12 protein-coding genes and 1 tRNA gene are annotated in these 15014 nt (G+C 39.0%); 6 read left to right on the top strand and 7 right to left on the bottom strand.

All coding sequences use genetic code 11. The annotated features are described in order from the left end of the window. Positions 1–18: 18 nt before the first annotated feature. Both BMY50_RS25970 and BMY50_RS28010 read left to right on the top strand, forming a co-directional pair. Positions 19–1395, top strand: a complete 1377-nt coding sequence (locus tag BMY50_RS25970; protein ID WP_093332075.1) for a RagB/SusD family nutrient uptake outer membrane protein — start codon at positions 19–21, stop codon at positions 1393–1395. Between the two features lie 312 nt (positions 1396–1707). Beyond that, positions 1708–1917, top strand: coding sequence for a hypothetical protein (locus tag BMY50_RS28010; protein WP_139202335.1), 210 nt, complete (start codon positions 1708–1710; stop codon positions 1915–1917). 51 nt (positions 1918–1968) lie between these two features. On the opposite strand, the gene BMY50_RS25975 is transcribed toward BMY50_RS28010, so the two are convergent. Together BMY50_RS25975 and BMY50_RS25980 are read right to left on the bottom strand one after the other, a co-directional pair. After that, positions 1969–3267, bottom strand: a complete 1299-nt coding sequence (locus BMY50_RS25975) for a DUF3472 domain-containing protein (protein ID WP_093332084.1) — start codon at positions 3265–3267, stop codon at positions 1969–1971. Between the two features lie 104 nt (positions 3268–3371). After that, on the bottom strand, positions 3372–3848 hold the full coding sequence (locus BMY50_RS25980; RefSeq protein ID WP_093332089.1) for a copper resistance protein NlpE: 477 nt from the start codon (positions 3846–3848) through the stop codon (positions 3372–3374). 391 nt (positions 3849–4239) lie between these two features. Here BMY50_RS25980 and BMY50_RS25985 point away from each other — a divergent pair, with 391 nt between their 5' ends. Both BMY50_RS25985 and BMY50_RS25990 read left to right on the top strand, forming a co-directional pair. Continuing rightward, positions 4240–4638 carry a winged helix-turn-helix transcriptional regulator gene (locus BMY50_RS25985; protein WP_093332093.1) on the top strand — a complete coding sequence of 133 codons (399 nt, stop codon included), beginning with the start codon at positions 4240–4242 and terminating at the stop codon, positions 4636–4638. Positions 4639–4736: 98 nt separating this feature from the next. Then, complete coding sequence (locus BMY50_RS25990) at positions 4737–5618, top strand: NAD(P)-dependent oxidoreductase (protein ID WP_093332098.1); 882 nt, start codon at positions 4737–4739, stop codon at positions 5616–5618. An 83-nt stretch (positions 5619–5701) separates the two neighbouring features. Here the strand turns inward: BMY50_RS25990 and BMY50_RS25995 are convergent. Next, a tRNA-Phe gene (locus BMY50_RS25995) sits at positions 5702–5774 on the bottom strand. Between the two features lie 380 nt (positions 5775–6154). Here BMY50_RS25995 and BMY50_RS26000 point away from each other — a divergent pair. Both BMY50_RS26000 and BMY50_RS26005 read left to right on the top strand, forming a co-directional pair. Continuing rightward, positions 6155–7447, top strand: coding sequence for a (Fe-S)-binding protein (locus BMY50_RS26000; RefSeq protein ID WP_093332103.1), 1293 nt, complete (start codon positions 6155–6157; stop codon positions 7445–7447). Between the two features lie 66 nt (positions 7448–7513). Further along, positions 7514–8317 (top strand): (Fe-S)-binding protein, encoded by an 804-nt coding sequence (locus BMY50_RS26005; RefSeq protein WP_093332107.1) that lies wholly within the window; start codon positions 7514–7516, stop codon positions 8315–8317. Between the two features lie 75 nt (positions 8318–8392). Here BMY50_RS26005 and BMY50_RS26010 read toward each other — a convergent pair whose 3' ends face one another. The 4 genes from BMY50_RS26010 to BMY50_RS26025 form a co-directional block, all read right to left on the bottom strand. Then, positions 8393–8905: an OmpA family protein gene (locus BMY50_RS26010; RefSeq protein WP_093332112.1), complete on the bottom strand. Its 513-nt coding sequence runs from the start codon at positions 8903–8905 to the stop codon at positions 8393–8395. Between the two features lie 164 nt (positions 8906–9069). Further along, on the bottom strand, positions 9070–10548 hold the full coding sequence (locus BMY50_RS26015) for a glycoside hydrolase family 30 protein (protein ID WP_238383893.1): 1479 nt from the start codon (positions 10546–10548) through the stop codon (positions 9070–9072). 12 nt (positions 10549–10560) lie between these two features. Continuing rightward, positions 10561–12039, bottom strand: a complete 1479-nt coding sequence (locus BMY50_RS26020; RefSeq protein ID WP_093332116.1) for a RagB/SusD family nutrient uptake outer membrane protein — start codon at positions 12037–12039, stop codon at positions 10561–10563. A gap of 11 nt (positions 12040–12050) precedes the next feature. Next, complete coding sequence (locus BMY50_RS26025) at positions 12051–14999, bottom strand: SusC/RagA family TonB-linked outer membrane protein (protein ID WP_093332121.1); 2949 nt, start codon at positions 14997–14999, stop codon at positions 12051–12053. Positions 15000–15014: the final 15 nt, after the last annotated feature.

The raw sequence follows: 15014 nt of genomic DNA on the forward strand, positions 1-15014 counted from the left end.
TTTAGTATAGCGAAACCGATGAAGAAGATTTTTAAAAAAATATTAATAGCTGCATTAGCCTTGAGTTTCTCCTCCTGTAATGATTTTCTGGATAGAGAGCCAATTAGTCAAATAACACCAGAAGAATATTTTAATTCTGAAACGAACGCCAATTCTGCCGTTATAGGTTTGTATCGAAGTATGCTAAACTCCTTTTCTTATGGACAATCTATTGTTATTGTGCCCGAGTTTTCAGCAGGACATGTAAGCCATGCTTCTGAATTTCCTGAATATGAAAATTTCCGCACCAATAATCCACAGGTTAATAATCCATGGACTAATAATCTCTGGCAGGCCACCTATACATCCATTAATGCCGCAAACAATATTATAACAAGCGTGCCTGAAATGGCTACAACCACTATTACAGATGAGAAGAAACAACAATTCGTTGGAGAAGCTAAGTTTGTAAGGGCATTAAATTATTTCTTTCTCGTAAGAGCTTTTGGTGACATTCCATTAAAGATAGCAGCAACAACTGAAGACGAAGATTTCAATATCCCGCGATCGCCTGTTAATGAAGTATACGCGCAAATAATTACGGATCTTGAAGAAGCATCTACAGCACTTCCTGATTCATATTCAGATGATGCCACTAACAAAGGTCGTGCAACAAAATTAGCTGCGAGAGCGTTATTAGCAAAAGTACAGCTGTATAATGCAAAAATATCTGGCGATTATACACAAGCGGCTTCAATAGCGCTAGAAGTTATTAATAGCGGGAAATTCACACTCGTTTCTGACTTTGCTTCTATCTGGACCACTGAAAACACTGCGGAATCTATTTTTGAACTACAGTTTGATGACCAAGCGACCAATCCACTGGCATCAGTCAGCAACGACAATCCAAGTATGCTTTTCTATGCCCGTGGAACAAGCGTTTTCGACAAATACACCGCAGAAGATAAAAGAAGGGACTTTACAGTGAAGACAGGAACAACAACCGAAGGGCGTTATTATATTGGAAAATATCCAAAGTTTAGTCCTGCTACTCAAAACTTTCCCGTCATACGCATCGCTGAAATATACCTCATTCATGCAGAAGCACAGGCAAGAATAGAGGGCACGGTAAGTGCTTCTGCCTTCAATTCTTATAAGGTTATCAGAGACAGAGCAGGATTAACGACTCAAAGCGCCGACTCATTTGCAAGTGTGGCAGATTTCATTAAGGAAATACAGAAAGAAAAAGAACGAGAGCTTATGTTTGAAGGCGAAGCGTGGTTTGATTTCTGTAGGACTGAGTTGGCCTTGACAGACATGATGGTAAAACCAGATCGCAATTATTTTTTATACCCTATTCCAAGTGGACAAATAGTACTTAGCAATGGGATATTAACGCAAAACCCTGGGTATTAATACTCCTTATAAAGGATATTAAAAATGCGGAGGGCATTGATAAAGTAATCCGCTTAATTTTATTTCTTAGCGCCAAATAAAAATGAACCTTTAATTTAGACTTCTTTTTCCCGCAAAAAGAAGCAAACCGAACGCAGTGAGCTCATGAACACCTTCAAAAGCAAACAACGAGTGAATAAAGCTCCCGCTGTAGACAGCCGCTCAACGCCAGTGCATCCACCTGCAAGTGCGGTTGACTAAGGCGGATTTTTGTAGAACGGAGGGGTGTTGCGAACATACTGAGCCGTTCCGAAGGACGCAAATGGCCTAGGCTTGTGGAGGAAGCAATCGGCAGCTAAGCATGCCCATAACCTATTTTTCAGCAAAGCTTACGAAATAAGAGTAAAAGACAAACGAAGCGTGGCCTTGTGTACGGGAGTGGTTCCTTTTACGACCGGGCATGTTGGCCACGGATTGCAACGGAATAAGCCAGCCAAGGCACCTTGCTCCACTTGGGTGCTTCCAAGTGGAATGTTAAATTAAAGGTTCTTATCTTTCATCTAACCTCAAAATAAACCACTATTAGAAGATGATTTAAGGTAATTTCTTAAAATCTATATTGGGCTGTCTCTTCATTAACGTTCTTTCTAATACTGTTCCTATTGGCGTATAATGATCAAAAAAACCAAAATTATGTAGATAAAATCTGCCTTGCTCAGTGCCTCCGCTATAATCCAATCGATAACCTACACGGGCGGTATTATCAGCAGAAAATTTAGCTTTATTTACCTGATACCAATCACCTGTATTATCTAATACCCATTGATTTCCAAAATACACCTTCCTTTCGTAAATACCTTGCATAGGAGAAAAATTCTCCAGAAACGAGTGAAATCCAGTCAACCAACTATTTGTTTGGGGTCGGCTAAAACTTGCTATCAATTGCCATTGCCCAACCTCTGGGGCAAAAAACCATGCGGTATAATTAGTATAATTATTTGCAACTGGCTCTCCTTTCAACAAAAACTTATAAGTAGTTCCCGCTTTCCAATTGTAGTGAAGATAACTTTGACCCCCGGCCCCCTCATTGCCAAATTCACCCGTATGAACAGCTCTTCCCTTTTTTAATAACTTAATTTTATGATCTTCGGGAATTTCATTGGGATTATCCGTCTTAAAGGGGCTCCACACTGAAAATAAAATTCTTCTTTCGGTAGCGGAGTTCACCTGCATACCAAAATAGCCTCCGCTAAATCCGTTTGCCATATAATAAGATCCAATTACATCATTACCTTTTGGTACGGTTATTTCATTGTAATAATATGCAATGTCCTTATCTTTCGGTGTTTGGTAGTTTAGATGTGTAGAAGGCCCTCTTCTGCCCCAATAGAAGAAATTCCCCTCATTGTTTTTAACAAAGTGTGTACCCGCATCTATCGCACTTCCTGCAACAATCAAAGAAACCATACCTCGTAACGCAACCTGTTTATTGGCCTTCAAATGAATCGCTACATAGCCCGTATCTTGAATATTCCACTCTCCAAGGTAGATGCTTTTTTCATTTCCATTGGAAATATTTATAGTATTCTTTTGATGGCCAACATTTACCGTTAGGTTACTTGGTTCGTCGACCGATGCTTTTAACCAAACATCCAGGGTCCCTTTTTTAGCCAGACGGATAAAGGTCTTAAATTCATTTTCTGGATTATCCCATTTGGCAATTCCTTCCTCAGAAATAATATCACTATCCTCCTTGATATATTTTCCTACTTGCCAAGTATTTCCGCCAATTGGAACAATAACAGCATTTGCAGCTACTTCTTTTTGTTGGGCAGCAATTTTACCTAGTGTAAAAAAAGCACTTAAAAATAATACGTAAATTTTCCTCTTCATTTCGAAAACAGCTTATTTCATTAGATTTGAAAAGCAAGCTACACGAAATAAGGGAAGATAAAAAGCGATCGATTCAATCAAACGATTGCGTAAAATCGTATTGGTTATTTTTTAAGTATATAGTGATCTGCCAATTCACCTGTTACCTTGTTCCCTTCCATATCTAAATGTGTCAATGTATTTTCTCCTACAAAATATTTATTGGAAGCCCCCTCAATTCCTTCAAGTTCAATCGTACTACCATCTACCCACTCAAAGCTACCTTTTTCTTCGTCCACCTTACCGTCTCCCTTTCCTAAATATTTTGTTCGTTTAATATAAACACTGTCTTTCAATTCAATTTCTGTTTCAATACCTTCACAATCAGCGCAAGGTAACACTCCTTTATAGGTACCCTCCACATCTAACGAATTTCGTGCATTATGCATGTCTGTGGTATCGCCTGTAGCATCTATAGGAACATACTCTTCCAATGTGTCGGTCGTATCCGCTGAATTGGCATCTTTAGAAGTATTAGTGGTATTATTACAGCTCCATAGTAAAAAACTGATCATCGATAAGGTTAATATCTTTTTAATCATAACAATAATTTATTTGTTTACTGAGCAAAAGCAATACCAAAATATGAGTATAATGAGGTTGCTTTCAACATAGGAGCCCCCCTGTAATATCGTGTTTACCTAAACGAAAGAGATTAACTGATCACATACCCCCACCTACCTTTTACCTACTTATATATCCTGCTTATTACCTTTGTAACTCCTACCTGATTCATCCTTCGTACCTACTTGTTAAGTTTATTGAAGGTCAGATAAGATAAATCATCGCGAAAAAATAAAAAATTTCAGTAAGATTTTATTGTTGTTATCTTTATTCTTATCCTTCTACATTATAAAGAGAAAAACATAACGTGACGAATTATCTGCATTGTTAGGAAATCAAAAAAACAAAAAGAAAGATTAAATTTAGCTTATGAATACATATGAACGGAAGACACCTGAAGACCTAGATTGCGGAATTACAGTATTTATGAAAGTCCTTGGCGCAAAGTGGAAGCCCTGCATTATCGCAGCTATACACCAGGGGCATAAAAGGCCAAGCGAAATTCATCGGGAACTTAAGTCAGCCACGCCAAGGGTTATAGACATGCAGCTGAGTGAGCTGGAGGAATTTGGTGTCGTGTACAAACAAATATTTAATGGCTTTCCTTTAAGGGTTGATTATTATTTAACAGATCTCGGAAAAAGTCTGCTTCCTATCGTAAATCTAATGGATCAATGGGGCGATATCAATGCTGAGCATGTCAAAAACGTTGACACACTTCGCCAGGTTTCCTCAGAAAGCCAATCTTTTATAAGAAAAACCCTTTAAGACATACCGAATAATTTCTCGGTCACCGAATCTTTTTTCTGTTATTGATATCGCGAAAGCTTATGTAGACTTTTGGATCCGATATATATTTAATCAATATGGAAAAAGATAAGAATATTCAACACAAAGTCACCATTGTTGGATTAGGACAAATGGGAATCAAATTGGCCGAACTATTAAGAGATCAAAGCATCCCTATCACGGTATGGAATAGAAGCATCGCCAAAGCAAAAGATATTAAAAATGTTCAGGTTATAGCAAATCTTAACAGTGCCATTGATCAAAGCGCTATTATTATTATCTGTGTTTATGATTACAAGGCGATTAACGAGATTTTATCCGGTCCTGAAATTCAAGCAGCTTTAAAGGGCAAAACGATCATCAATCTAACCACTGGAAGTCCACAGGAGGCAGATAATCTTGATTTGCGAATGAAAAACTATGATGCTTATTATCTGGATGGAGCAATACAGGTAGCACCAGACCAAATGGGTATGCCCGATACCACTATACTTATATCAGGAGATCAGCATCTTTATAACGAGCAAGAAACCTTACTTAAAATTTTAGGAGGCAATATCAAATACTTGGGCCCAAAGGCTTCTGCCGCTTCAGCAATGGATCTAGCTACACTTACTTGGCTATATGGCTCTTATATAGGATTAATATACGGAGCAGGACTAGCCCGCAACGCCGACCTTGACCTAAATGTATATAGTAATATTCTAGCAGAAATTACACCAGGCTTTACGGCATTCTTTCAGCATCAACTTCAGGTCATAGAAATGGGTAATTATGCTATTAGTCAAAGCCCCCTATCTATAAGTGTAGCCGCAACGCAACGGATATGGGATGCCATAAAAGACAGTAGCATGGATACCAGGTTTCCTGAAAACATTGCCTTATTACTAAAGAAAGCAGAAGCATCAGGCTACGGAGGGCAAGAATTGGCAGCGCTAATAAAAGTAGTTCAAAAATAGAGACAAAAAACATCAGACACCAATGTCGTCTAGCAAAAAACATAAAAATCAAAAAGCCCTTTCTTTACGGAAAGGGCTTTTTGTGGTACCAGCTGGATTCGAACCAGCGACACAAGGATTTTCAGTCCTTTGCTCTACCAACTGAGCTATGGTACCCTCCATCTTTTGAAGCGATTTTTTAAACCGTTTCATTTGTTTTGGGAATGCAAATGTAGTGTCTTTTTTGAATACACCAAAGTTTTCTTAAAAAAAATAATACTTTTTTTTGCCTTGGCAATGCATATTACTGATTAACAGATAAAAAAAATCAACATACACCAAATTTATATGCATTAGCAGACACCCTTCCCCTTGTCTAAGCCGCATCCAGGGTCTTATTGACACTAATAGTAAAATCTCATTTTAACAAATTTCATATATTTAACGAATGTTTTTAGCTTATTAAAAAAAACAATTTAAATTACTTCTAAATTTTATTATTATGCAAGCATAGCAAATTTATTTGCTTAACTTCGTCACAAAACCATTTATCCACTATGATAAGCCAACTGTTATTCGCTATCATTTTTATTTTAGCAATTGTTTTGTTCACATTCAACGCTAAGAAAATTATTAGGAACATAAAACTTGGACGTCCTACAGATCGTAGCGATAATCCTGCTTTACGTTTAAAAAAGATGCTCAAGGTCGCGTTTGGGCAAAGCAAAATGACTAAACGCCCTACCGCATTCGTACTTCACCTTTTCGTTTATCTGGGTTTCGTTATTATTAACATCGAAATGCTGGAAATCATGATAGACGGATTAGCCGGCACGCATAGAGTATTTGCAGGTCTTGGCTCTTTTTATAATTTTCTGATAGCCTCTTTTGAATGGCTTGCACTAGGCGTATTAGTTGGATGCATTCTATTCCTTATTAGAAGAAATATTATACATGTTAAGCGATTTTTAGGTGTCGAAATGACCAACTGGCCCAAAACGGATGCAAATTTAATATTGATAACCGAGATCCTGTTGATGACAGCTTTTTTATTCATGAATGCTGCCGACCACAAGATCCAGCTCCAAGTGCAAAACGAAGCGATCATTGGCTCCTTCCCTATTAGCAGCTGGCTTCTTCCATTACTTCCGGCAAATACGGATTCTTTACATTTTATCGAGCGGTTTAGTTGGTGGTTCCATATTATCGGAGTACTGGCCTTCCTTAATTATTTACCCTATTCAAAACACTTACATATTATTTTGGCGTTTCCGAATACTTATTTTTCCAACCTAAAACCAAAAGGACAATTCACGAATATGGATACCGTAACGCATGAGGTTAAAGCAATGTTAGACCCCTCTTATACACCCCCTGCGACCGAACAGCCCATGCGTTTTGGTGTAAAAGACGTACCTGATTTAACGTGGAAAAATCTGCTGGAGGCCTATACATGTACCGAATGCGGGCGATGTACAGCCGTTTGCCCAGCCAACATAACAGGCAAGTTATTATCCCCTCGAAAAATTATGATGGATACCCGTGATCGGATGGTTGAAATCGGCGAACAAGTCGATAAGAAGGGTTCTTTCTCAGAAGATGGAAAAGCACTGTTGGATGATTATATAACAAGAGAGGAAATTTGGGCTTGCACAAGCTGTAATGCCTGTGTGGAAGCTTGCCCTGTAAACATTAATCCACTTGAAATTATTATCGACTTAAGACGTTACGCAATAATGGAAGAATCACAGGCTCCATCTAGCATTAATGCTATGTTTGGCAACATTGAAAACAATAGCGCTCCTTGGAAATACGCGCAAGCCGATAGGGCAAACTGGAACAATGGTTAATTTTATTGGTTGTTTTTACTGATTGTTTCGGCACTCAACCTTTTAAATATTTAACAGAGCAAAAAAATGAACGAAGAAAATATATTTAAAGTGCCAACCATGGCTGAAATGATAGCTAAAGGCGAGTCGCCCGATATATTATTTTGGGTAGGTTGTGCTGGAAGTTTTGATGAACGTGCGCAACGTACAACACGGGATATCTGCAAAATACTCCATCATGTGGGATTAAAATTCGCCATTTTAGGAACTGAAGAGGGATGCACAGGGGATCCGGCTAAACGCGCAGGCAATGAATTTCTATTTCAAATGCAGGCAATGATGAATATAGAGGTCTTAAATGGCTATGAAATAAAAAAAATTGTTACCGCTTGCCCCCATTGCTTTAATACACTTAAAAACGAATATCCTATTTTAGGTGGGAATTATGAAGTAATACACCATACTCAACTCATCCAACAACTAATTAACGAAGGCAAGCTTCAAGCCCAAGGTGGCGAATCTTTTAAAGGCAAAAGGATAACATTTCATGATCCTTGCTATCTGGGAAGGGGCAATAATGTATACGAAGCACCACGAAGAGCCCTTGAGATATTAGATGCCCAATTGGTCGAAATGAAAAGATGCAAAAGTAACGGCCTATGTTGCGGAGCAGGAGGGGCTCAAATGTTCAAAGAGCCCGAAAAGGGAAAAAAAGATGTCAATATCGAAAGAATAGATGAAGCGCTACAACTAAACCCTCAAGTCATTGCTGCCGCATGCCCATTTTGTATGACCATGCTGAAAGATGGTGTGAAAAATTATGACCGGGAAAATGACATTCAGGTTTTAGATATTGCAGAGCTCACTGTGCGGGCTAATGGATTAAAATAGACATAATTAAAACACAAGATATAAGATTTTACTATATATCTTACATCTTGTGTATTGATACTAATATCCTAAAAGCTATTTGAGAATAATCACTTCCACTCTTCTATTTTTCTGTCTTCCATCAGCTGTGCTATTGGTAGCAACTGGTTTGCTCTTGCCATACCCTTTCGTAGAAACATTGCCATCATTCAAACCTAAGCTTACGGCATACGTTTTTACAGAAGCGGCTCGCTTTTCAGATAACCACTGATTATAATCAGCTTCTCCCGTAGAATCTGTATGGCCATTAATTTGAATACTTGCGTTAGGGTAATTCTTATTGATATAGGCCACCATATTTTTCATAGTAACTTTAGCCTTTTCAGAAAGGTAAGAAGAATTAGTCGCGAACAGCACGTCCGATTCGAAGGTAAGTACCACGCCCTCATCTGTTTTTGAAACCGTTCCTCCTTCAATGTGGTCCGCACTACCTGAAGTCACCACTTCGGCTCCGTCGTTTACGATAAGCTTTTTACTCTTACAACTAAATAACAATGTAGATGCACCTAGTGCCAAAATGAAAGTAAACTTATTAATCATCAATCTCATTCTTAAGTTTTTTAAATCTTTATTATTGGCTGTAAATTAACTCAAAAGTAGGGTGAAAAGCAAACAACAGACAAATTTTAATATAACAATCCTTCATACTTTTATATTTGCCAGTTCTTTACAATATACACCGCCTTAAAACATACAACTAACGATGGGTACAATTACCATATAAATGTAGCAACAGCTCCCGCTACTAAATCTATAGAAGCTTGTTTACCTGCATTTTCAATGTTAAAAGTTTGATCGCTATCAGTATTATTCACCACAATAAGAACCTTTCTCCCATCAGGAGTTAAAAACGCTACATTAGGCAATCCTTCTGCAAGATTTGAGTCGATACGTTTAGATCCAGTAGGCACAAACTTAGAAGCGTGACCAATGATATAATAAGCGACGTTACGAGATACTTCACCATCTTGCACTGTGACGGCACCTAAACAACTTGTACAACCACCATCTGGTGTGTGCGGATTGTAATGTGCGTCAGCAGCCAAATTCCATTCCAGTACATTCCTACTCCAATTGCGTGTTGCTCCGACAATCAAGGTGGATACATGCCACTTGAGATCTTCCGGAAAATTACCCGGACCGCCAACCCACTGTTCTGTAAAATAGAGGTGTTTATCGGGATATGCTGCATGTACCTTTGATAAAGCTTCAATGTTACCACCATAAAGATGGAATGCTGAGCCGTCCACAAACTGTGCTGCATCTTTATCGGCCAAAATCTCCATCGGGTATTCTGGTTTATCGGCATTGTGATCATAAACGATAATTTTAGCATCAATTTTCGTTTCCTTAAAAACAGGCCCTAGAGCGGTTTTAATAAACACAGCTTGATCTTCTGCTTCCATATACATACTCGGGTTATTACCGTCGTGTAATGGCTCGTTCTGAGGAGTAATTGCATCAATAATGATACCCTCTGCTTGCATTGCCTGAATATACTTTGCTAAATATTGTGCATAAGTTTTATAGTATTCTTTTTTTAGACTGCCGCCTTTAAATGCGCCATTGGTTTTCATCCAAGTGGGAGCAGTCCACGGCGATCCAAGGATTTTTATAGATGGATTCACTGAAACAATTTTTTTCAATACAGGAATTAATGTCTGCCGCTCAACATCAATCGAAAATTGTTTCAGTTCAACGTCAGTCTGTCCTTTAGGAACCTCATCATATGTAAACGTTGAAGCGCTTAAGTCTGAAGCTCCTATACTAATACGTAAATAATTTACTCCTATAGCTTTTTCACTCGCACCAAATAGTTCATTAATTAAACTATCTTGTTTGTTTGCGGGCAAAGAAGCGATTAAATCAGCGCTGCCACCCGTCAAGGTGTAACCAAAGCCGTCTATTTCTTGAAAAACCTGAGCTTCATTGACTTTTATAGTAGGGCCTTCCCGTCTTTCTTTACTAAAATCCGGTGTGGCCGATTGTTTTTCCAAAAGTGCCGTTTTATCACCTTTGGTAAGATAATATGTTATGGCACCGGGAACTTGACCAGCTACTTGTTGTCCACCGTCAGCGTTGGAATTAACATTTTTACAAGCAAAAAATGGTAAAATTAAAAGAAAAACGAAGTATTGAATATTAAAACGCATCATAAAATTGTTAAATAGGCCAAGGTAAAAGCTTAACATTGGCCTTTCATGTTAATAACCTGGATTCTGAACTAATTGTGGATTTCTATTGATTTCCTGCTGGGGAATAGGCAATAGCAACTTATTATCTGTCATATTATAATCGACAGGCTGGTTTGTTCTGAGATCAATTTCGTTTAAGCGGTTCATCACTTCTAACACCTCTCCCATCCGTTTCAAATCGTCCCATCGCTGTCCTTCCTGACATAATTCAAGTCTTCTTTCGTTTAAAATAACTGTTTTTAATATCTCCTGATCCATGGCAGTAGATAAGCTTATCTTAGCTCGTTGGCGAATCTGATTCAATACATCTCTTGCTTCTGCCGTCCTTCCCAACTCATTTAACGCTTCAGCTTTTAAAAGAATAATATCTGCCAAACGCAGGACATATTGTCGATTTGTACTTGCCCAACCACTTGCACTTTTCCATTTAAAGGCAAATGGAATAGAGGAATTAGCCTTATTATACCAAAATTCATCCAGCCAATTTACATTTTCAAACAGTATACTACTGTTTTTTCTTACTACATCTGATTCGCTGTCAAACGCGTTCACCAGATTATGTGATGGTGTCATAAATTTCCGCCACGTATCTCCGCTTAATGAGGGAGGAAGTAGCATTTGCGGTCCAAAATTAGCTTCAGCCCCTCCCACAAATTGCACCTCAAGAATAGATTCCGCATTGTTATAGTGGCTGCCATCAAATAGGTCAGCAAAATTGCTCAATAAACTGTAGCCGGCAGGGCTATTAATGACCGCATCACAGTAAATCAACACTTTATTATAATCGCGATCAGCTTTTTGCGCATAAACCTTTGCCAGTAAAGCATTTGCTGCTCCCTTCGTTGCCCGAGCCTTATTAACGCTGCTTTCATCCGAAAATTTATCTGGCAAGCTGTTTAATGCTTGTTCTAAATCAGCAATAACCTGTTGATAAACCTCCTCTTCGGTGGCTCTGGGAATCTGATATTCATTTGGTGAAGAAGCTCCAGTGCTTAATACCAAAGGCACCCCACCAAACATTTTCACTAAATTAAAATAATGCAAAGCCCGTAAAAAATGTGCTTCTCCTAGGATCTGTTCACGTCTACCATCGTCGTCCAAATTAGGATCTTGGATAGCAGGTACTTTATCCAACACGGTATTAGCCCTTAAGATCCCGCTATAAAGCTGTGTCCAATTATTAAAAAGTCGGCTATTGGTGGGTGCAACTTGCAATTTATCTGCTGCAAATATTTCAGGATTATCACCACCTGCATAATAATTATCAGATATAACGTCACTGAAAATGATATTATCCCAAATATAGTATTCCTGTTGCAACGCATCATACGCGCCAACTAGTCCCGCCTCCGCTTCCTGCCGGGTGCTGTAAGCATTTTCGCTTGTCGCCTCAGAAATAGGATCTATATCTGTAAATTTATTACAGGAAAGCATGCTCACTGATATGCCTCCTGCTACTAATAGTGTGTTTATATAGTTCGTTCTCATTGGTTTAATCGTTAAAATGAAACATTTACACCGAAAATAACATTCCGCGTTTGTGGGTAGGTTCCATAATCAATTCCTATAAAAGTATTTTTATTTTGCGTCGGATCATTTACGCCCGTAAATGCGTTTACTTCAGGGTCAAAGCCATTATAATTCGTAATAGTAAAAAGGTTTTCGCCCGTAACGTATAAACGAATATTACTGATCTTCCATTTGCTTAACACATTTTCGGGTAGATTATAACTTAAAGTAGCCGATTTAACCCGCATGTAAGAGCCATTTTCCACAAAACGTGTTGAATTGCGGGAATTAGCTATATTGTCTGCCATTGCTCTGGGTACATCTGTCATTTGACCAGGTGCTGTCCATCTATCTAAAACAGCTATGGTTTGATTCTTAGCATCCGTCATACCTTCCGATTCCACTCTTGTTCCATTATATATGTCATTTCCCTGACTCCCTTGTAAAAACACGCTCAACCCAAAATTTCTATAAGAAAATGTATTTGTTAAACCATAAATAAAGTCTGGATTCGGATTACCTATTATTCGACGATCCGCAGATGAAGGAGAATTGGAAGAGGTTCCATCATTGGTGAGGTATAAGGCATCCCCCGTGGCTGGATCAACTCCAGTATAGACGTAACCATAAAGCATACCGATAGGCTGCCCAACCGTCGTATAACTCACTTCATCACGGTTGGCTATATTTGCACCAAAAATTTCTATGCCTCTTAACTCCGTTACCTTATTTCGGTTGAAGGAAATATTAAAATCGGTTTCCCACTTAAACTCGTTAACTAGGTTATGCGTGTTTAATTGAAATTCAAGCCCTTTATTCTGTAAGGAGCCGGCATTTTGCAAAGCAAAATCGAAACCTGTAGATCGAGGCGTCGGCACATTCAATAGTAGATCCGTTGTCTTTTTCATATATGCATCCACACTAAAATTAATGCGGGATTTTAAGATGCTCACATCCACTCCAATATTTGTTTGTTTAGTCTCCTCCCATTTCAACTCAGGATTTGCAATGGTAGATGGCCTTGTGCCCGGCAAAATTTCTCCACCTATTGGGTAATTGGCATCACTGGCAACACGACCTATATAGGCAAACTCTCCTACATTATCATTCCCAACAATTCCCCACCCTGCACGAAGCTTCAAATCGTTCAACCAAGAGGTGCTGTTTAAAAAACTTTCTTGAGATAAACGCCATCCTGCAGAGAACGATGGGAAATAACCCCATTTCCATGATGGCCCAAAATTGGAGCTATTATCGGCTCTAAAATTAGCAGTCAACAGGTATTTTCCTTCATAATCGTAGTTAACCCTACCGATGATGGAAGCATTAGCCTTTTCTCTTTTGCCAACATTGGCTGTTCTAATAATAGATCCGGCATTTGGGGTAGTAATGGAGGTCCCTGAAAAATTAGTTCGTTCAATTTCACTATTTTCCCACTGCGTTTTCTGTGCAACCATTCCTAGTAGTGCATCGAGATTATGTTTTCCAAAACGCTTATTGTAAGTCAAGGTATTATCTGCTATCCAAAAATTCCGTTGATCGGTATTATACCGGCCAATGCCTTTCTGGGCACGACCATAACTTGTGCGAATAGGGTCGAGGAAATAATCGTAAACACCACTGCCAGCATCTATTCCGAAATTACTCCTGAATTTTAGACCGGGAAGCAAGGTCAACTCAGCATATGCATTGCCAATAACCCGCTGGTTTCTGTACCCACGATCAGAACCATCCGTAAAAGCCAATGGATTTTCCCAATCCTGAAATGGATTACTCGTAAAAGTGCCATTTGAGTTGTATATGCCAATGTTCTGTGGAGTAGAAAGTACACCCATAATGACCCCACCTTGATTAACCGCCTGATTATCGGCAACATCTACATCATGATAGCGCGTATAACCAACATTCGTTCCGAGTGTCAACCAATTATTCACTTTTTGCTCTAAATTAACTTTAAAGTTATAGCGATCCGTCTCTGCACTTCTAATGGCTCCCTTCTGTTGCATCCAACCGCCAGATATATAATAAGTTGTATTATTACTTTTTCCCGAAAATGCTAATTGGTAATTTTGGGAAGTACCATTTTGGAACACTTCATCCTGCCAATTAGTATTGGCTGTATATCGTTCCCATTCGGTGTTCCTACCTAATTCTGTCATTAAAGTGCGGTACTGATCCGCGTTTAAAACGTCCAATCTGCGCCATACAGAAGATAAGCCTCCATAAGCATTCAGCTCCACACGTGTTTTACCTTCCTTACCTTTCTTAGTGGTAATAAGCACAACGCCATTCGCCCCCTGCGCACCATAAATGGCAGCAGAAGAAGCATCTTTCAAGATAGACATGCTTTCAATGTCTGCTGGGTTAATCGAACGAGTATCAGCAATAGGCACACCATCAACCACATACAGTGGATCACTACTTGATGTAATAGAACTCGTTCCACGAATCCTGATATTTAAGCCTGCATTTGGTTTACCTCCTGGGGAAGAGACTTGAACACCCGCTGCTTTTCCTTGAATAATACTTCCAAACTGTGTATTTGGTCGTGATTCAAAAGCCTCTTGAGACACAACGCCTACCGCTCCCGTTATATTACCTTTCTTTTGTGTTCCATACCCTACTACAACAACTTCGTCCAACGTTTCATTGGAAGCTACCATAGTCACCTCCATCGACGTTCTACCTGAAATAGGCTCTTCTTTTTGTGTGTAACCGATATAAGAGAACAGCAATATGCCTGTGGCACTTGCCTGAACTGAAAACTGCCCATTACCGTCGGTAGTGGTACCCGTATTAGCGCCTTTTACCCGAACAGAAACGCCCGGTAAAACACTTCCCGTACTATCTTTTACCACGCCATTTATGGTAGCCTGTTGGCCGTACCCAATGGAGATGCTTAAGAACAGGGAAATCAATAGTAAAAATTTCCTCAACATGTTTAATTGAAATTG

The organism is Olivibacter domesticus, from assembly GCF_900109575.1.
GTDB lineage: Bacteria > Bacteroidota > Bacteroidia > Sphingobacteriales > Sphingobacteriaceae > Olivibacter > Olivibacter domesticus.

Bases quoted from the DNA above. Each gene is read 5' to 3' on its own strand.
- BMY50_RS26015 (WP_238383893.1), bottom strand. From the start codon at position 10,548: ATGTTAAGCTTTTACCTTGGCCTATTTAACAATTTTATGATGCGTTTT.
- BMY50_RS26025 (WP_093332121.1), bottom strand. From the start codon at position 14,999: ATGTTGAGGAAATTTTTACTATTGATTTCCCTGTTCTTAAGCATCTCC.
- BMY50_RS26020 (WP_093332116.1), bottom strand. From the start codon at position 12,039: ATGAGAACGAACTATATAAACACACTATTAGTAGCAGGAGGCATATCA.
- BMY50_RS25980 (WP_093332089.1), bottom strand. From the start codon at position 3,848: ATGATTAAAAAGATATTAACCTTATCGATGATCAGTTTTTTACTATGG.
- BMY50_RS25970 (WP_093332075.1), top strand. From the start codon at position 19: ATGAAGAAGATTTTTAAAAAAATATTAATAGCTGCATTAGCCTTGAGT.
- BMY50_RS26000 (WP_093332103.1), top strand. From the start codon at position 6,155: ATGATAAGCCAACTGTTATTCGCTATCATTTTTATTTTAGCAATTGTT.
- BMY50_RS25975 (WP_093332084.1), bottom strand. From the start codon at position 3,267: ATGAAGAGGAAAATTTACGTATTATTTTTAAGTGCTTTTTTTACACTA.
- BMY50_RS25990 (WP_093332098.1), top strand. From the start codon at position 4,737: ATGGAAAAAGATAAGAATATTCAACACAAAGTCACCATTGTTGGATTA.
- BMY50_RS25985 (WP_093332093.1), top strand. From the start codon at position 4,240: ATGAATACATATGAACGGAAGACACCTGAAGACCTAGATTGCGGAATT.
- BMY50_RS26010 (WP_093332112.1), bottom strand. From the start codon at position 8,905: ATGAGATTGATGATTAATAAGTTTACTTTCATTTTGGCACTAGGTGCA.
- BMY50_RS26005 (WP_093332107.1), top strand. From the start codon at position 7,514: ATGAACGAAGAAAATATATTTAAAGTGCCAACCATGGCTGAAATGATA.